General features: G+C 63.0%; 16 protein-coding genes. 4 read left to right on the top strand and 12 right to left on the bottom strand.

Annotated elements, in window-relative coordinates; genetic code table 11:
- Positions 1–54 precede the first annotated feature (54 nt).
- Positions 55–588: a hypothetical protein gene (locus tag Q5H92_RS13095; protein ID WP_305011982.1), complete on the bottom strand. Its 534-nt coding sequence runs from the start codon at positions 586–588 to the stop codon at positions 55–57.
- A gap of 201 nt (positions 589–789) precedes the next feature.
- Here Q5H92_RS13095 and Q5H92_RS13100 point away from each other — a divergent pair, with 201 nt between their 5' ends.
- Positions 790–1,167, top strand: a complete 378-nt coding sequence (locus Q5H92_RS13100) for a hypothetical protein (RefSeq protein ID WP_305011983.1) — start codon at positions 790–792, stop codon at positions 1,165–1,167.
- Between the two features lie 34 nt (positions 1,168–1,201).
- On the opposite strand, the gene Q5H92_RS13105 is transcribed toward Q5H92_RS13100, so the two are convergent.
- The gene (locus tag Q5H92_RS13105) at positions 1,202–1,540 is read right to left on the bottom strand and encodes a hypothetical protein (RefSeq protein ID WP_305011984.1); all 339 of its coding nucleotides are present in this window, start codon (positions 1,538–1,540) and stop codon (positions 1,202–1,204) included.
- 249 nt (positions 1,541–1,789) lie between these two features.
- On the opposite strand from Q5H92_RS13105, the gene Q5H92_RS13110 reads away from it, so the two are divergent.
- Both Q5H92_RS13110 and Q5H92_RS13115 read left to right on the top strand, forming a co-directional pair.
- Entirely contained in the window at positions 1,790–4,177 is a 2,388-nt protein-coding gene (locus Q5H92_RS13110) for a T9SS type A sorting domain-containing protein (RefSeq protein WP_305011985.1), read from the top strand.
- A gap of 502 nt (positions 4,178–4,679) precedes the next feature.
- Positions 4,680–4,811, top strand: coding sequence for a hypothetical protein (locus Q5H92_RS13115; RefSeq protein ID WP_305011986.1), 132 nt, complete (start codon positions 4,680–4,682; stop codon positions 4,809–4,811).
- Positions 4,812–4,894: 83 nt separating this feature from the next.
- Here the strand turns inward: Q5H92_RS13115 and Q5H92_RS13120 are convergent, their stop codons facing one another.
- The 10 genes from Q5H92_RS13120 to hutH form a co-directional block, all read right to left on the bottom strand.
- Entirely contained in the window at positions 4,895–5,758 is an 864-nt protein-coding gene (locus Q5H92_RS13120; RefSeq protein WP_305011987.1) for a hypothetical protein, read from the bottom strand.
- Between the two features lie 95 nt (positions 5,759–5,853).
- On the bottom strand, positions 5,854–6,468 hold the full coding sequence (locus Q5H92_RS13125) for a hypothetical protein (protein WP_305011988.1): 615 nt from the start codon (positions 6,466–6,468) through the stop codon (positions 5,854–5,856).
- 427 nt (positions 6,469–6,895) lie between these two features.
- Positions 6,896–9,475 (bottom strand): RCC1 domain-containing protein, encoded by a 2,580-nt coding sequence (locus tag Q5H92_RS13130; protein ID WP_305011989.1) that lies wholly within the window; start codon positions 9,473–9,475, stop codon positions 6,896–6,898.
- A gap of 603 nt (positions 9,476–10,078) precedes the next feature.
- Entirely contained in the window at positions 10,079–10,285 is a 207-nt protein-coding gene (locus Q5H92_RS13135; RefSeq protein ID WP_305011990.1) for a hypothetical protein, read from the bottom strand.
- A gap of 241 nt (positions 10,286–10,526) precedes the next feature.
- Positions 10,527–11,210, bottom strand: coding sequence for an energy transducer TonB (locus Q5H92_RS13140; protein WP_305011991.1), 684 nt, complete (start codon positions 11,208–11,210; stop codon positions 10,527–10,529).
- 626 nt (positions 11,211–11,836) lie between these two features.
- Positions 11,837–12,526: a hypothetical protein gene (locus Q5H92_RS13145; RefSeq protein WP_305011992.1), complete on the bottom strand. Its 690-nt coding sequence runs from the start codon at positions 12,524–12,526 to the stop codon at positions 11,837–11,839.
- Positions 12,527–12,598: 72 nt separating this feature from the next.
- Positions 12,599–12,922 carry a hypothetical protein gene (locus tag Q5H92_RS13150; protein ID WP_305011993.1) on the bottom strand — a complete coding sequence of 108 codons (324 nt, stop codon included), beginning with the start codon at positions 12,920–12,922 and terminating at the stop codon, positions 12,599–12,601.
- Between the two features lie 69 nt (positions 12,923–12,991).
- Complete coding sequence (locus Q5H92_RS13155; protein WP_305011994.1) at positions 12,992–13,477, bottom strand: hypothetical protein; 486 nt, start codon at positions 13,475–13,477, stop codon at positions 12,992–12,994.
- Between the two features lie 506 nt (positions 13,478–13,983).
- Positions 13,984–15,600, bottom strand: coding sequence for a T9SS type B sorting domain-containing protein (locus Q5H92_RS13160; RefSeq protein WP_305011995.1), 1,617 nt, complete (start codon positions 15,598–15,600; stop codon positions 13,984–13,986).
- Between the two features lie 520 nt (positions 15,601–16,120).
- Complete coding sequence (gene hutH / locus Q5H92_RS13165; RefSeq protein WP_305011996.1) at positions 16,121–17,608, bottom strand: histidine ammonia-lyase; 1,488 nt, start codon at positions 17,606–17,608, stop codon at positions 16,121–16,123.
- Between the two features lie 286 nt (positions 17,609–17,894).
- Between hutH and Q5H92_RS13170 the strand changes: the two genes are divergently transcribed.
- Complete coding sequence (locus tag Q5H92_RS13170) at positions 17,895–18,617, top strand: helix-turn-helix transcriptional regulator (RefSeq protein WP_305011997.1); 723 nt, start codon at positions 17,895–17,897, stop codon at positions 18,615–18,617.

Genomic DNA, 18,617 nt, shown 5'->3' on the forward strand with positions numbered 1-18,617 from the left:
CAAACGGTTGGAATAGAATAAGGAGCGTTCTTAATGGGCCTTTGCTTGGGTGTACTAAAGGCTGGCATGGGCACTAGGACCTTGCGCTTGAGCAATTGCATCGGCCCGCTGAATAAGGCCCCATTCTTCCTGGGTCCACAACTGCTGAAACCATTCGCTTTTGGCCGCGCACAACGAAAGCCAGTTTTCTACTGCGCGAGGGTCCGGTGGGGTGAAAGGCCTGGATTCTAATCGTTCCACCAGCCACACGATTCGTGCCTTGAGCAAGACTTGCTGCGCTGGATTTAACCGACCGCGCTGCTCTTCCACAATGAGTTCCAGGGCAAGGCGTCTGAAAAGAATCAGCCAAGTGGAGGCCTGTTTTTGGGCTAAGCGCTGAAGTTGCCCCCACCACCCGTCGTTGCTATAAGACAGCCGGTACTGGCTCGTGAGCCGTTGCCGGAGCTGTTTCGTGAGGTCGCATGTACCCCGTGTGCCCGCTTCGTAGCCGTGAATAAAATTGATGGCACTTTCCGTCGTCACCGGGTGAATGTGCATGTCGATACACACGACAAAATGCATTAGCAGCTCTCTATCCGCTGTAGTCATGGAAAACTGGCAAGATTCAATTGTAGAGCAACCGTTCAAAAGGGAAAACAAGGTTTACTCCATTGTCACTCTGGAGGCGGCATCGATGAGAGAAGCAGCTTTGCTAAGCTCACACACTTTTCGTTTAGTGAAAGGGTGGCAAGTTAGAACGCGCTCTTTTCAAAATAAGGAGCGATAGATTTACTACACACTCCTGCTCAGATGTGCTTCCTGCGTACCTGCCCTCGCTACGTTTGCACGGCCACCGGCATTCACTTGCCCGGTGGCCGGTGCCTGGCCAACTGGTCGGAAATCACCTGCGTCGAAGCGGCCAAGCGCGCAGGTGGGGACGAAATTAATGACAACACCTACTTCTTGTTCGTGCACGCTCGCCGCACCGTCATCAAAACCGATACAGCTTGGGAAAACGTCGAGGGGTACGCGGCCCTGCTTCAGGGGCTGTTGGCCTATTTACCAGGTTTTCCTCCGGATTGGCAACAAGTGGTTGACCGCCGATTTGTCCAAACCGCGCGCTGGAAACAGGAGCTGTTTGCCACTTTTTACTACAAGGATAGAGTCGTCGTTTATCCGCTCTCATAGTCCACGAAAAGGGTCCAATTGAGTACAAGGAGCGTTAATTTTTCTTCATCAACTGGCGACGTCGGCGCTTCGACAATGGCTCGGGCAATCCTTCGGGGGTTGCGGCCAGCGATTTAAGCAGAAAATAGCGGTTGATTTGGCGGTACGCCACGTACTCGCTCAGCACGCACCAGCGGGCATCCACATACCCGGTCACCGTTACCCGCTCGCCGGGTTGATAGACCCATGGCGCAGCATGCGCCGTATCGGCCAAGCTGGGATAAACCGGCAGCGGTAAGAGTAACCGCAACCGCTGTGTATCGGCAAAAGGCGTGTATTGGGCCGTTGCAACCAATGGTCCGGTACACGTCCACCCGACAAGCAGGCATTCCATTAGCCTAGAAACCATTGCAAGCGGTGATTAAGGGAAACCAGCGGCACGGCCTAACGGAACTTGCTTGAGGGGCCACGAACGCGTGCATTAAAAGGGTTTCATTACCAAAATTATAGTCTGGATATACTTTTACATTTCAGCAAGCTGCTCACTCATTGCACTCATATGACGATTTCTGCCCTTATTCGCCTGGCTGCTTGCGTTCACCGTTTCAGCGCACTTACCTTTCTGTTGCTGGTTGTGACACTCGTGAACACCGCCTTTGCCGCGGGCCGGCCTGACGCCACTGCTTCCCTAACGGATGCCTTAAACCCGGACGGGACGTTGCGGGCCGGCCTGCGCGGCTCGTTTGACGCCAAAGGCTACCGCCTGTGCACGGCACCAGACGGGCGCCCGACCTTTCGGCCGACGGGAACGCGCGGGGCGGGCGACGAAAAATGGCAGGACGGATTTGGGTATCCCGGAGCCAACGGCCCGGTTTCGGCCGTGGTATTCGATGGCGCGAATATGTACGTCGGGGGCGATTTTACCGTCGTGGGCAACGCTTCAGCCAGCTGCGTGGCCAAGTGGAACGGCACAACGTGGAGCGCCCTGGGCACCGGCCTCAACAACCGCGTGAACGCCCTGGCCGTGGACGGCACGGGCAACGTGTACGCCGGGGGCAGCTTCAGTCAGGCCGGGGGCGTGGCGGCCAGCCGCGTGGCCCGGTGGAACGGCACGGCCTGGAGTGCGATGGGCACCGGCGCAAACGGCGCGGTGCTGGCCCTGGCGGCCCAAGGCACGCGCGTGTACATGGGCGGAGCGTTTACCCAGGCCGGGGGCGCGGCAACGGGGGCCGTGGCCCAATGGGACGGCACCGCTTGGCGAAGCCTGGGCACCGGCGTGGCCGGCCGGGTGCTGGCGCTGGCCGCGACCGGGACTGACCTGTACGTCGGCGGCGATTTCAGCGCGGCAGGGGGCGTGGCCGCCAGCAACGTGGCCCGCTGGAACGGCAGTGCCTGGAGTGCGATGGGCCTGGGCACGAACGACATCGTGGTCGCCTTGGCCGTGAGTGGCACCGACGTGTACGCCGGCGGTAGCTTCACCACGGCGGGCATCACGCCGGCCCGGTACGTGGCCCGTTGGGACGGTGGGGCGTGGAGCACGCTGAATCTCGGCACCGACGACGCCGTGGCCACGTTGGCCGTGAGCGGCAATGACCTCTACGTGGGCGGCTACTTTCAGCGGGCGGGCAACGTCGCGGCCGCGCACGTGGCCAAGTGGAGCGGCGGGGCGTGGAGCAGCGTCGGGAGCGGCATGGGCGGCGTGGCCGTAAACACGCTGGCGGCATCGGGCACCACGGTATTCGCCGGCGGAAACTTTGGTAGGGCCGACGCAACGGTGGCCGTGGGCCTGGCCCGGTGGACCGGCGCGGCGTGGCAGGCCATCGCCGAAAGCCCCGACGACTGGGTCACGTCCGTGGCCCTGGTGGGCACCGATGTCTACGTTGGGGGCTTGTTCGGCGGCGTTGGGAACGTGCCGGGCACCACCGGCATTGCCAAGTGGAACGGCCGCACCTGGAGCAGCGTGGGCGGGGGTGCCGACCCCTACGGCTACGTCTGGGCCCTGGCCGTGTCGGGCACGACGGTGTACGCCGGCGGGCTCTTCACGAACATGGGCGGGGTGGCCGCGCGCAACATAGCCCGGTGGAACGGCACGGCGTGGAGCACCGTGGGCGGCGGTTTGTCGGGCGAGGTGCGGGCGTTGGCCGTGTCCGGCGCCGACGTGTACGCCGGGGGCTACGGGGTGCAGAAGTGGAGTGGAACCACCTGGACAACGTTGGCGCCCGTCCCCAACGACCTCGTGTTCGCCTTGGCCGTGCAGGGCACCACCGTGTACGCCGGTGGGCAGTTCGAATACATCGGCTCCTTGGTCGTGAACCGGGTGGCCAAGTGGAACGGCAGCGCCTGGAGCGCCCTGGGCACGGGCCTCGACGGCCCGGTGAATGCCCTGACCTTAGCTGGCTCCGATTTGTACGTGGGCGGCAACTTCCGAAACGCGGGTGGAATCACCGCCCGGGGCCTGGCCGTGTGGGGCGGCACCGCGTGGCGGGCCTTCGGCACGGGCGGGACTGGGCTCGATAGCCAGGTGAAAGCCATTGCGGTGCAGGGCTCCAATGTGTACATCGGCGGCGGGTTCTTCTCGGTGGACGGGGTGCCAACTTCCCGGATAGCGGCGTGGAACGGCACCGCGTGGAGCAGCCTGGGCACCGGGCTGGACAGCGAAGTCCATGCCCTGGCTATCACGAGTGTCGGGGATGTCGTGGCCGGCGGTATATTTCGAACGGTAACCGATGGGTCCAAAGTGAGCGCGCACTTCGGCATCTACCGGCCCAACTTCGTGCTGAGCAGTGCCGCCACCGCCGCGCGCCACGCGCTGATGCTGTACCCCAACCCGGCGGGCGGCGAAACCACCCTGACGCTGGCGAAAGAGCCTCAGCCCCGCACGGCCCAGGTGCTCGACGCGCTCGGGCAGGTGGTTCGCGTTCAAGACGTCCCCGGCAATGCATCGTCGGTGACGCTCAACCTCGCCGGGCTGCCCGCTGGGGCTTACACCGTGCGCTGCGGAACCGCCTCGACGCGCTTGGTCATCAATTAACCTAGCGCACGGCGGAGGGACGTCTCCGGAGGTACTTTCGAGCCATGATGTGGCCCTTCTTGCTCTCGCCGATTCTCACGGGTGACTTATTTGGGGCTCCCTTGCTACTGGTCATGCTCTTGGCCTTTGCGGGCGGGGCTTGGCTGTTGCGGTGGGGACTGCGCTTGTGGCGGGAGGGCCAACGGACCAATGGCCTGCTGATGCTGTTCTTAAGCGCAATCGGCTTGGCATTTCCCTTTGCGGTCTTTTTCTTAATTGGGAGCTCGCTCTAAAGGGAATAGACAGCCGACTTATAAAGTTGAGCCAAAGGGTCCGAATAGAATAAGGAGAGTTTCAATGTCCAGTTTCAGCAAGAGCACACGTCCGGTAGGCTGCGACACGCTCAGCCCGTTGCGGCTACTGCACTTTGCGGTAACAGTTCTGCCCTTCGTAGTCTCCCACACAAAATTGGATGCGCGAATAACTTCCTTTCCATGCGACAAGCTACGCTTTACCTTCGGACATGCTGCTATTCATGATGAGTGTCGATTGGCTCGGCCTGCTACTCCTGTTCGCCCTGTTGACGGGCATCTTAGCCGCCGCGTTCGTGCTCTTCCGTTACCTCTTCCGCTTGGTAAAAGGCAAGAAAAAGTAAGCTCCTCGTCTGCAACATCGCGAATCCGTTGCGTTCACGCATAGTGTGGGTCGGTGAACACGGTCCGTTCAAAAATAGGAGCATTATGGACATCCACCTAACTTCCGGCCACGGACGTATGAGCTTTTTAGCTGTTCGCTGTGTGGGAGTTGTTCCAAGCGGTAAGTACATTCGTTGAGGAGCCAATCATTTGAAATCCTTTCAATGTCCAGGTGCTGGCCTTGGTCTAGCAACACCGTCACGTAGGAGGACAAGTATTTTCGCTTGCTGGTGAAACGAACCTTGCCATCGGCGGGGACTTTGCCGAAAATCCGCGTGCAGACCGTCAGTTCGTACCGGTCGGCGCCTGCTTTTTTTACTTCCCCGTAGACCAAAAGGGCAGTCTTCGTCACCATAGGATGCCGCACCCGACTGCGCAGCACGCCGGACGTGGCGTCGAAGGTGAGCGTGTTTAATTCGTAGGTGTTGAGCACCAGTTCGCGCCGCGCCGCGTGGTAAGCCAAGCCTGGCAGCCAATCAAAATGACTGGCAGACTCGCTGATATTGAAGGAAGAACAGAGCAGGTCCGCTAAGCGGTACGCCTTAATTTTCTCCCCCAACCGGTAAAAGCTGACGACCTCCAGCGTGTCTACCGCATTGGCTTCACTCCAATCGTCGACCACCGCCAACGAACGCCCGTCGTTCGCGACGTAAACAGTCTTGGAATCGAAAAAGCCGGTAACGGAGTAATGCGTTTGGCCCGTTGACTGTTGAAAAAGCTTCCAGGTGGTGCTAATCGGTACTCGATATTCCTCCGAACCGTCCTTGATGGTGGTGTACTTGGTATCCGTTAGGCGAAATGCGTACTGGCCATTGACACTGGTAAACACGTCGCGGCTCCTTGGTTCATCGGCAAAAGCCACATGGGCCATGGTCACCAGCAAAAGGAGGAAATAGAGTCGTTGCATCAGGCCAAAATACCCATTCCTAATAATCCCTGTACTGTTCATCTAAAGGGTGCTGGTGTAAACGCGCTCCGTTCAGTCGAAGGAGCGGTCCAGAACTACTGGTCACTTCGCGCCCACGCATACCAAGGGCCTTCCAGATGACGCCACTGGAAAAAGGCCCCTCCCAAAGTGGCTTCTTCCTCCCGGCTGGGCTGTTCCCCAGCGGGGGAATAGGCATAACCCCAGTACCGTTCGCTGTTGGCGCCTCCAGTAGTGCACAGGATGATTCGCGATGGCAGCACGTCGTAGCCCGCGACCCCTTCGCTCAAGCCGGGGTACCCGCGATACCGAACGGTTACGGTGGCTGCCAGAGCCGCTGCCCGCGCCGTGGGGCTCGTTTGGAGCGCGGCCACGTGCGCCTCTATCCGCGTTTTGCGGCTTCGGAAATCCAGGTACTCGCCGCCGTGTTGCAGCGCGTCCTGGCTGCGGAAATACCCCACGATGGCCAACACGGCAACGGCCGGGTACAGCAGGCCCCGGCCGGGGTATCCACGCTGTTTGGCCGCCACGGCTAACGCAACGGCGGCGCCCGTCAGCACCAGGAGCGCGACAAAATCGGTGACCAGGGGCATCGCCGAGAGCGTATGCGGCACCAGCAGCGTTTGCACATACGGCGCGACGACGCCGAAGCAGAACAAGACCACAGGCACAAACGGGGCGTCTTTTAACATGCGCTTCTGGCGAGTGAAAGGGGGAAATGACGCCGTTTGTCTGGCAAACGCCCCGGCACTAAGCGAGGACGATACGCAAAGAAACTGCCCAATTACACCGGCTACTTTTAAAGCAAGCTGCGTTCACAATAACGGTCCGAATGGTATCCGACTCGGCGTGGTGCTGGGTGAGGCCGGTGAGCAGTAGCTGCGGCTGATACCAACCGTGGCCAGGTCCTGAGGCAAAAGAAAGCGCAGTCCGCCCAACCAGACAACGCCGGGCAGTGACTACTCCGTCAGGAGCTCGGGGGGGCAGGGGCCCCACGCAGGCTTCCTCGTGGCGCACCGGCAGCAGGGCGGCGATGCCCCGTTGGCGGTGCCGGTGGGGGAATCCCCGCTCCCGCTGCCCCACGGCTGCTTCCCCTGGTGGGGGGCGGCTTCAGCCCCCTTAATCCACCGCCAGGCGTAGGCTGCCGGCTCCGGCCCGCACCACATACAGGCCGGGGGCCAGCCCAGCCAGGGCAGCTGTGCCAAGGGCGTCAGCCGTGGTGGTGGCCGCCACCCGGCCCAGGGCGTCGAACACCTGCACCGGGGCGCCGGGGGCAGCCCCGCGCAGCGTGGCCGTGCCGCGGGGGGCGGGGTTTGGAAACAGAGCCAGGCCCCCTTCGCTCCGCGCCCCAGGACGCACGGGCAGCGGCTGCAAGCTGGTGAGCGGGCTGACGCGGTCGAAGCGGTTGGCGTCGGTGGCGGTGCCGTCGCCGAGCTGGCCGCCGCCGTTCTGGCCGGCGCTGGCGAAGCTCTGGGCCGAGGCCGTGCGCACCAGCGAGAAGACACCAGCGCCGGTGCCCAGCGTGGTCCAGCCCGTGCCCGCGGTGGCCTCCTGGGTGGGCATGGGATTAGCCCCAAAGGTGATGGTGGATATGCCCAACTCGCCGGAGCCGTTGGAGCCCCAGGCCCAGAGGCTGCCGTCGGCCCGCAGCCCCAGGCTGTGGAGATAGCCGGCCGCCACCTGCGTATAGACGCCCGCCACCTGTGTGGGCGTGGGGTTTGGGGTGGGGGTACCGTTGTTGGTAGCATTGCCCAGCTGTCCGTAGTCGTTGCGGCCCCAAGCGTAGAGGGTGCCGTCGGCCTGCAGCCCCAGGCTGTGGCTATAGCCGGCCGCTACCTGCGTGTAGGTGCCCGCTACCTGCATGGGCGTGGGATTAGCGCTGTTAGTGAGATTGTTGCCATTGCCCAATTGGCCGGAGTAGTTAGAGCCCCAGGCGTAGAGGCTGCCGTCAGCCCGTAGCCCCAGGCTATGGGAGCTCCCGGCCGCCACTTGGGTGTAAGCCCCCGGCACCTGCATAGGCGTGGGGTTCGCATTGTTGGTGCCGGTGTTGGTGGCGGTGCCCAATTCGCCGGAGGAGTTAGAGCCCCAGGCGTAGAGGCCGCCGTCGGCCCGCAGGCCCAGGCTGTGCCAGCTTCCGGCGGCCACCTGCGTATAGGTGCCCGCTACCTGCGTGGGCGTGGGATTAGCGCTGTTGTTGCCGGTGTTGGTGGCGTTGCCCAGCTGGCCGAACTGGTTGTAGCCCCAGGCGTAGAGGCTGCCGTCGGCTTTCAGCGCCAGGCTGTGGGACTGCCCGGCCGCCACCATCACCCAGTCGGTGGCGGTGCCCACCTGCACGGGGCGGAAGGCGCGGGCCGTAGTCGTTGGGAGGCCCAGCTGGCCGTAGGTGTTGCGGCCCCAAGCCCAGAGGGTGCCGTCGCCGCGCACGGCCGGGCCGAAGTCGCCGCCCATCGCCAGGCTGCGCGTGACTAGGGCCGTGCCCGTGGCCGCGGGTGTGGGGCTGCCCGCGTAGGGGCCGCTTGTGCTGCCGTTGCCCAGCTGTCCGTAGTCGTTGTGGCCCCAGGTGTAAAGGTTGCCATTGGCCCGCAGCCCGAGGCTGTGGTTCAACCCGGCCGCCACCTGCGTATAGACGCCCGCCACCTGCGTAGGCGTGGGGTGAGCCGTGTCGATGCCGTTGTTGGTGGCGTTGCCCAGCTGGCCGTAGTAGTTGTTGCCCCAGGCCCAGAGGCTGCCGTCGACTCGCAGCCCCAGGCTGTGGCCGCTCCCGGCCGTCACTTGGGTGTAAGTGCCGGGTACCAGCAGCGGCGTGGGGTTGGCGGTGGCGGTACCGCTGTTGGTGGCGTTGCCTAATTGGCCGTAGCCGTTCCAGCCCCAAGCGTAGAGGCTGCCGTCGGCCCGCAAGCCCAAGCTGTGGAAGTCTCCGGCCGCCACCTGGGTGTAGGTGCCGGGCACTTGCGTAGGCGTGGGGTTCGGGTTGTAGGTAGCGTTGTTGGCGGCGTTGCCCAGCTCGCCGAAGCGGTTCCAGCCCCAGGCCCAGAGGCTGCCGTCGGCCCGCAGCCCCAGGCTGTGGCTGGCGCTGGCCGCCACTTGGGTGTAGGTGCCGGGCACTTGCGTAGGGGCGGGGTTGGCGGTGTAAGCACCGTTGTTGGTGGCGTTGCCCAATTGGCCGTAGTAGTTGTAGCCCCAGGCGTAGAGGCGGCCGTCGGCCCGCAAACCCAGGCTATAGTAGCTTCCGGCCGCCACTTGGGTGTAGGTGCCGGCCACCACGGTAGGCGTGGGGTTGGCCGTGTAGGTACCGTTGTTGGTGGCGTTGCCCAGCTCGCCGTATTCGTTGCGGCCCCAGGCGTAAAGGGTGCCGTCGGCCCGCAGCCCCAAGCTATGGAAAGTTCCAGCCGCTACTTGCACCCAGTTGGTGGCCGTGCCCACCTGCACCCAAGCCGAGTTGCTGGTGGTGCTGCCCGTGCCCAGCTGGCCATAGCTGTTGTCGCCCGTGGCCCAGAGTGTGCCGTCGGCGTGGATGCTGAGCGAGTGGCCGGTGCCCGCGGCAAAGGTGCGGGCCAGCACCTGCGCCCGCAGGCTGGCAGTGGGCAACGCCAGCAGCAGCGCCAGTAGCCCCAGGGCCGCTACCAGGGAGGAAAGGGGGCCGGCACGCCGGCCACCCAGGGGTCGCCGGCCACGGCAGCAAGAGTAGAAATGCGTCATAAGAGAGCAGGGCGTAAATAGGGGCCGGAAGCAAGTTGCTACAAGGTACAGCGCTGCCGCCCGGTGGCGGGATGACACGTTCGCACTGTGCCTCCCCCAGCCGCTTCCCCCAGCCTCCCCGCCCCGGCTGGTCCCGCTCGTGCGGTGGCGCATGGCCAGCGCTGCACACACACTGCCTCCAACCAGGCAGCCGGGGCCGATAGGAACTAACAAAACGAAAGCAGGCGTGCCGGTTACTTGTGGGCTTGCACATCGGCTCCTGCAAGGTGCCCAGACTGCCCTGCTGCCGGTCGAGGCGGGAAGCCTGCGACTGCTGCTGAAGCTGGCCGTTGCGGGTTTGCTGGGCGGCGTTCTGGGCTTCGAGGGTGGCCACTTTGCGGGCCAGTTCCTAGGCGGCGCTCACGTTGAGCACCGAGAGGGCTTTGTAGTCCACAGTGCACACGTCGGGGCACTCCAGGCCGTACACGAATGCCAGCTGGCCGGCCAGGGCCTGGGCGCTGCGCAGCAATAGGGTGCGGGCGCCAGCGGCGGCGGGCTAGGCCAGGGTGGCGGTCGAAAAAGCAAAAGGCACGTATCTTCTGCAAGCCGTTTATTGCCGTTGCTTTAAGGCAGCGAGGTATAGGAAACCGGGCCCGCAGAGTCAACGAAGAACGTATTCGTGGACACGATGGAATCGCCGTTGTCCCACACGGCGCCGCAGGTGTGCTGCATCTGGTGGCGCATGCCGGCCCGGCCGGAGAATTCGACGAGCCGCGTGAAGGCGCCGGGCACGTGCCGCCAGCGGCCTGCACTGGTACCTTGCCCTTCCACGCGCCGCTACACGTAGGCTTGGAACGCTTGCCGGGCCCGCGCTTCGGCGTGGGGGTGGCCGGACTCGCACGCGGGAAATCCCGGCAGCAAAGCTAGCCCCGCTCAGGTGCGGCAGGCGTATAGTGAAACGTTCATGCGACAAGATACACCCTGCCCTTGCAGCAAACTCAGCGTTCAGCCAAACGGTCCCAATTGCTAAAAGGAGGATTTTCTGGACAACTCTTAGTTAACGCCGCCACCTTCACCGCTCCTCTGGAGGCAGCCGCACCCGGACCGTCAGGCGAACGGCCACCGCTTGGCCGTTTTGCTTGCCCGGCCGCATCCGCGGCAGGTGATGTACCGTCTCCAGTACGGCCGCATCAACGGCGGGGGAGAGCCCTTGTTCAATGGTCGCTAAAAAGAGGCTTCCCCGTGGGCCCACCACGAAACTTACCAGCACCTGGCCCTCCACCGGCGGTTGAGGGGACCCCAAGCGGCGCCACGTTCCGCGGCGTAACGTGTCGGCCAGCGCGGCGATGCCCCCGCCGGCCGGCAGTTCGGGCATTTGTTCGACGAAGGTGTAGACCCGCGCGGAATCCGTTCCTGGGTACAGCGCCGCGGCCGGCTCGGGCGGCTGGGACGGGTACGGCGTGGCCGGCCGGGGCTTCGGCGCCAACACCGGCCCCCAGCCTTCGGTGCCGTGCAGCATCCCCGCCAGTAATAGAACCGGCAGCAGCCCCAATAAGACCGCGCTTGCATGGCGGAAGCGTTTGCTGAAAACCAGCCCCAGGAGAACGAGCAGGCCCAGCAGCAAACTGCCGTCCAGCAGCGCGAAACTCTCTTTTACCAGGCCGGAATTGCTTTTGGAATAGTGCGTGAATTCGGTCACCAGAACGCCCACTACCACCCCGCAGCTAAGCAGGAAAGTGCCGGCAAGGAGCGCCAAACTGCGCCAGGCGGTCCCAGTAGCTGGGGTGATGGGGGAAGGGTGTGGAGGTACAGGTCTCGGACGCGGACCAGATTCAGGTAAGACTTCGGGCACAAGCGCTAAACTACGGTACGTGTGAGCTTCAACTAATGGGGCTGTGCAACAGCATCGGATACAAGTGCATCCTTCAAATGCTCCCTCTGTTCACGAAAACAATCGGAATCGGGCAAAGGGGCGTTAATTTCTGCTGCGGGCGTACCCAGGTCCAAAGGCTTCGGAAAAGGTTTGACCCACCGGTCCCACCTCCACGTTTGTTAGCTCTGGGGCTGCTCGCAGCCAGGCGTCAATATCATTCCGCGTTTGGTGGGCACTCGGCAGCGGGGTATGCGGCAACATACCTAAAAAATACCACGCTTTGCCCTCAGCGGTTCCGCCCGTTAGGCCAAGCCCTTGCTTCGCCACCATTGCGGCAAAGGCATGCACCAAGGGAATGACCCGATGCGGGTCAATCTGGGGAACGAACCGAAACCGCACTGCTAGCCCAACCGCCCGTTGTAAAGTGCGGGTGTAAGAATCAACTCGGCGTATCCATATGCGCTTCTTCATGAGGTTTACTGAAACGGTCCCAGTGGCAAAACGAGAGATTATAAAATGCCGATGCCCTGCAGGGCTTTGATTATCAACAGGTCGGCCCTGTCATCGTTATAGGGTAGCGGCCAGCCGGGTGCAACACCTCTGCTCGCAATGAATTCGCCGCTGCGCACCGGGGTGTAGCACAAGCTGTGTTGCAATACGGCCTGGAACGTGGGATTATTCACCCGAACAAACTCGAATTCCGTGCTCGTGTGGCCGCGTTCCGGTCCCGAGCCGGAAAGGCCCAGCAGGAAGCCCCCTTCCACGGCCGGCCCCAGCCAGTCCAGGCACTGGCACGCGCGGGTGGTCCCGCACGGGCTCGTCGCCGCGAAGGGTTCGCCCGCGGGCTTTACCGGTTGCAGGTCCGCGTAGAAAGTGCCGGCCGGCTGCAGGTCGTGGGCGAGTTCGAGCACGCACACCCGGAGGGGACGCGACAGGTGGCCGGCGGAATCGACCACGGCCCCGTGGCGGATTTCGACAAAGGCCCGTTGGGTGAGGCGTTGCGCGGCGAGGGCATGCAAGCGGTCAATGGCCGGCCGATTGCGGCAGAGAGCGTAATAGGCCCAACTGAAACGGCCGTTGAGTTGATAGGTCCGGTACACATCGGCTTGGTGGCCCGCTTCGGCCATCAGCCACAGCAGCAGTCCGCCCAGGATGTGTTTTTTCATCGTTGCGATGGCGTCCGTTTCAAAGGAACGCACAAAAGGCAAAAAGAGCGAGTTGCGGAGGCCTGTTCATTCAAAGGGTCCGATTAGAATAGCGAGCGTAAGTGTTTACCTCTGCTTATTTAGGCGATTCTGGCGGAAACGAGCGAGTTGTTTGGGAGTGGGCGATGTTGGATAAGTCAGTCCTTCAAGAAGGTTTTCAAGTTCATCTAAGTCTCCCCCTTCTGCCAGTTTCGTGTTGTATTTGCTGAAGAGCATCCGGCGCACTTTTGCAGCCTCATTTACCAGTTTGGGCTTAAACATGTACAACAGTGCCCAAGCCAAGTTTTCGTCGTTGTCGGAGTAGTGTCGCCCAAGACTGCCTAAGCCGACGACGAGCTTTTCCATGAAGGCCACTGCTTGCAATGCCTCCTCTTCTGTCAGTTCTCTCATAGAAGAGCGGTTTTACACAATACCAGTGGAGTTCATCTAAAGGGTCCGACCGGCAGAAGAGAGATGCTGCTACAGAAACATCTGGTCACTGCCCGCTGCGCGCTTGACTTCTGCTTTTTCCTCGACAATGCGCATGATGGTGTACAAGAAGGTTTTCGTTCTTTTCCCGTCCTCTGTGTACTCCCCGCAGGCGGTCCGGATGAAGAGCTTTTGCGTGCGTGTTCCCCTGACGACCCGCAACGTCCGGCACGGCATGGGAATCTGCCCACATTCCTTCTCCAGCACGCTCGCCTTATCGACGCGCTCCATGCCCAGTTCGTCGTACTTATTTTCAATGGTCTCGCGCTCGGCGGCGGTCAACGTAAAGCGAATCATGGCATCTGGCTTCTGGCTGTTGTGGACCCGCATCGTTTGCGTGGTCAGGTCGTATTCCTGCGTGGGAAATCCATCGACGCACTCCGTGACCGTAATCTGCAGTGGTTCCCGCTTGGAGGAAGAGCAGGAAGCGCAGCATGTACTGCTGACGGCTAGCAGAAAAGACCACTTGGCAAGCATAGGCGAGAAAGGGTTTCGTACGGGCTTAACGTCGGCCACAGAAGCGTAGTATCTCCGGGCAGAAGCAGGGCGCTGGGGGAGCAATCAGTGCCGCGTAGCCGCTGCCAAAACCCAACTGGTTCATTCAAAGGGTGTTTTGGATGATATAAGAAACCATTTTATCCACTTCAGACGATAGACTGTAGTGGGTAAAGGGAGTAGTAATCCATCACCTCGTGGCTCAACAAGGTACAGTGGTTGTTGCAGAACTCGGTTCGTAAAAGGCAGATGCAAAGCAAGAAGCTGTTTCTTGACAAAGAGGTGGCCCGCTTTCGGTTCTCCGAGCGGGTCCCGCCGCATAATCTATACCGTCGGCTGGCCGAACTCGTGGCCATGGTTTCAGTTAACAGTTATCAGTGAGCAGTGAATAAAAAGGCGGTTGGAAAGATTGCCGCCGCGCCCATCGTATTGCAAAGATGCCTAAATGGGCCACAAGATTGGTTGTGCCAACAGGCTGGCCCGCTTATTTACTTTAAAATAGTGACCGCGCCCGTGGCCGTAAAGGGCGTGCCGTCTTCGTTGGTCTGGCTGAAGCGCCACACGTAGGCGCCCAGCACCGGCGCGTGGCCCCGAATGGTGCCGTCCCACACGTCGGCCCGCTTAGCACCCCGAAAAACCTCCTGCCCGTTGCGGTCCACCACCACGAAAGTGTAGTTATCCAAGTACTTGCCTTTCACTTCGAGCACATCGTTCAGGCCATCGCCGTTGGGCGTGAAGGCCGTGGGGATGGTGAGCGACAACTGCCGCGTGACGGTGGCAATGTTGGAGTAGCTGAACGTGCCCGCCGGCAGGCCCGCGCCGCTGATTTGGAGGCGGTAGCGCAGCACCTGCCGGTTGGTGGGCGGCACGAGGTCGGTGTAGCTGCCGCCGCTGACGGATACACTGCCGGGCAGCACCGCGTTAGCAGGGTCGAGGCGTTGGAGCACGTAGCTGGCCGGCTGGCTGGGGTCGGGGCCGGTGAAAGGCGTCCAGGTCAGCGCGGCGGTGCTGCCGTCGGCGTCGGCCGGTCCGGCGCTGAGCAGAGCCGGGCAGGTGCTGGCGCTTTCCGGCGAGTTGTTGCCGCACACATCCGCCTGGCGCAGCGAGTAGCAGGGCGGGGCGGCCCGCAGGTCGGCCAGGGCGGTGGAGTCTCGTTGGGGGCGCAGGGTGGTAGTGGTGGTAAAGGCCGCCGGGGCCCTGCCGCCGCTGGCTTTGCTGTAGTACAAAGTGCTGCCGCTGGGAAGGGGAGGGATGGGCCGTAGTGGTGTAAGGACTACCACGTTGCGCTCGTTGAAGCTGGCCAGCAGCCGCGGCTGGGCCGGCAGCAGGGTGGACTGGGTGAGGATGGAGAATTCGTTGGAAATCGACTTGCCGCCGCGTGGGTACGTGGCCGTCACCTGGTAGCGGTATCTGGTGCCACAGGTGCCGGAAGCGTCTTCCAGCCCGCCGGGGATGACCGTGACGGGTATGGTCACGCCGTCGCGCGTCACGGTGTAATTTGCTGGATTGAGTGAGGAACCGTCGCTGAACAGCAGCTGATTGCGGTTCTGGGCGGAGGTGCCGCTCAAGCTGATGGGGTAGAGCTGTTCGGAGGCTGCCGTCGGCCCGTTACAAGTGTCGGCACGGAGCAGGCGGTAGCCATTATTGGCTAGCACGGTGCCCAAGGGGAAGCTGGTGCTGCCGGCCCGCACCCGGGCCACGGTGGTGTAGACGCCGGGCGCGCCGGGGGCTTCCCGCTGTAGGGTGTAGATATAGCCGACCGGCAGCTGGCCAATGGCCAGCGTGGCCGTGCCGCTGGGCAAAGGTGCCTGCAGCGTGAACGTCGTAAGGAGAGGCGTTTGGGCAGGCAGTAGTGGGGCAATGGTCTGCGTCGAGGGCAGGCTTTCGCAGAGGTTGGGAGCAGTATAGAAGCCCCGTACGGTGATGGTGGTAGCGCCAGCCAGCGGGACAGCCCTGCTCCTGGGTTGCCCTGGTTGAATAGTTATTATTGTGCCGGTGCCGGCTTGGATTTCGTACCGGGCGTAGATAACATCGGTGATGGTAACCAGCGCGTTGTCGCTTGGGCACGGCGCCACGGTGAAGGCAGGCGCCGCGTTGTCGTACACCTGAAATGTGCGGATGTAGTAGGTGGTCCCAATGCCTGAGCCAACTGGCGCAGTTGTTAGCTCCGCTACAGTGACGGTGCCAACATCAGCCCGAGTAGGCGTGTATACGAAGGGGGCATTCGGCGTAGCTGACGGGGTGCAATTGGGAAAGTCGGCGGCAGCCCCGGTACCCGCCTTGACGCCGTAATAGAGAAAGTTGTTAGGAATGTTGCGGCCAACCGTTTGTACAAACCTTACGGGCACCCCCACACAAAAGGAGCTGACCCTCCTGCCATTTGATGCATCAACGGCGTAGAAAGTGCTGTCGGGCTGTGGCGTGCTGGCGCATCGGGATGGGGCTTGGGCATGTGTGCGCGTCAGGCAACTTAATCCCAGCAACACCAAGCAGCAAAAACGGTACACCCATGTCATAAGCAGCATTCAATTTGCAGGAAAAGCACAACGAGCCCGCAACGCACAAAATTCAGGCCGCGTCGGATTGTTCAGTGAAACCCGCCCCATTACGAACAAGCCCACCCGCTTATTGCCAATCAAACTTACGGACGAAGGCCGCGGCTTTGTGCAAGTCGGGGTAAAGCACCCGGTCGCGCACCACGAATTTCACCTCCTGCCCGAAGGCCTCCACCACGCGCTCCAGCGCCTCGGAGGTGCGGCCCGGCCGGCGAAACGCCAGCGCCTGCACGGCCGTCAGCAGTTCAATGCCCAGCACCTGCTCCACGTTGTCGAGCACGCGGCGGCTTTTGGTGGCGGCGTTGGCGCCCATGCTCACGTGGTCTTCCTGGCCGTTGCTGCTCACAATACTGTCCACCGAGGCCGGCGTGCAAAGCTGCTTGTTCTGGCTCACGATGCCGGCGGCGGTGTACTGCGGAATCATCAAACCCGAATTCAGGCCGGGCTCGGCCACCAGGTAGGTGGGTAGGCCGCGCTGGCCGGAAATGAGCTGGTAGGTGCGGCGCTCCGAGATACTGCCCAGCTCGGCCACGGCCACGGCGAGGTGGTCGAGGGCCAGGGCCAGGGGCTGGCCGTGGAAGTTGCCGCCGCTCAGAATCAGGTCTTCGTCGGGGAAGATGTTGGGGTTGTCGGTCACGGAGTTGCACTCGGTTTCCACTACCTGGGCCACGTAGGCCAGGGCATCGCGCGAGGCGCCGTGCACCTGCGGCTGGCAGCGGAAGGAGTAGGGGTCCTGCACTGCGTGGCGCGGCTGGGTTTGCAGCTCCGAGCCGGTCAGTAGCTCGCTGAGCCGCTTGGCCACCAGCACCTGCCCGGCGTGCGGCCGGATGCGGTGCAGGTTGTGATTGAACGGGTCGGTGCAGCCCCCAAAGGCTTCCGTCGAAAGCGCGCCGATGACGTCGGCCGCGTTGGCCAGGCGCTGGGCGCGCAGCACGCCGTCCACGGCGTAGGCCAGCATGAACTGGGTACCGTTGAGCAGGGCCAGGCCTTCCTTGGCCTGCAGCTCCAGCGGCGCCCAGCTGAACAGGCTCATGGCGTCGGCCGCGCTCAGGCGGTAGCCCTGGTAATTCACTTCGCCCAGGCCCAGCAGCGGCAGACAGAGGTGGGCCAGCGGGGCCAGGTCGCCGGACGCGCCCAGCGAGCCCTGCTCGTACACCACGGGCAGCAGCTCGCGGCTGTACATGGCCAGCAGGCGCTGCACCGTGGCTACCTGCACGCCGCTGTGGCCGTAGCTCAGGCTCTGGGCCTTGAGCAGCAGCATGAGGCGCACCAGGTGCTGGGGCACTTCGGCGCCGGTGCCGCAGGCGTGCGACATCATCAGGTTGACCTGCAGCTGCGCCCGCTCTTCGGGGGCAATGCCGACATTGTACAGGGACCCAAAGCCGGTGTTGATGCCATAAATCGGCTGGTCGTCGTGGGCCAGGCGCTGGTGCAGGTATTCGTGGCACTGCCGGATGCGGGCCTCGGCGTCGGCTGGCAGCTGGAGGGGGGCGGGGTGGGCCAGCGCGGCCGCTAGCTCCGGCAGGGTGAGGGGGTGGGTGGGGGAAAGCAGGGGCATGAAAAAGCAGTAAGCAGGGTGGGTGCGCGGCAAAGTTCGCCAACAGCGGCCCGGCAAAAAATAAAAGTAGCGGGACCACCCGCCCGGCCGCCGTTTTTCAGCTCATCAGCCCGAGTAAAGCTCCGGTATACAAGTATAAATACCTGATTTTTAAAGCCGGGTAATTCTACGCTAAAAAAGCCGCGGCTCCAGCCCTCCCTTTGCTGCTCCTGACAGTATGCGGGCCGGCGCGCTCACCAGGCGCGCCGGCCCACCCAAAACGAAACCCCTACCACTTCGTTTTACCATGAAAGAACAGTTGGCTGCGTTCGATTCCCACGATGCCCGGGATTTACTGTGGCAGTGGCTCCAGAGCCCGTTGTTGCGGCAGGCCCCGCCCGCCCACGAAATGCTCCCCGAGTACCGGCCCGGCGCCGCCGTCAGCGTGGAGCTGGAGGGGCTCACCAGCGTCGCGCTGGGCGCCTTGCCGCCCGGCCAGCTGGTGATGGCGGTGAAAGCCGGGCGCCTGCAGCCGGTGCGCTGCGTGCTGGTGCCCTGGAGCGTGGCCGCCGGTACGCCGCCCGCGCCACCCGAACCCACCGGAATACCAGCCGCCGGGCCCCCGCCACCGCCCGGCGCGGCCGGCGCCCCCGCCGACTGCCCAACGGCCAGCTGGCTGCGCAAGCTGCAGGGCGTGCTCGAAAAAAACCTCGAAAACCCCGCGTTCACGGTGGCGCAGCTCGCCGATGGCCTGGCCATGACGCCCAAAAGCCTGCTGCGCAAGCTGCAGTCCCTGCTGCGCATGTCACCCAAGGAGTACATGCAGCACTACCGCCTGGACCGGGCCGCCCGGCTGCTGGCCGAAGGCTACCGGGTGGGGGAGGTGTCGGACCTGATAGGCTTCAACTCGGCTACGCATTTCGGGCAATGCTTCAAGAAAGCCTACGGGGTGTCGCCCGGCCAGTATGCCCTGCAGCACAGCGCCGCCAGTGCCACCCGCCCAAGCAGAGCACTAGTGGCTGTAAAGTGA

This window comes from Hymenobacter mellowenesis (genome assembly GCF_030581005.1).
Lineage (GTDB): Bacteria > Bacteroidota > Bacteroidia > Cytophagales > Hymenobacteraceae > Hymenobacter > Hymenobacter mellowenesis.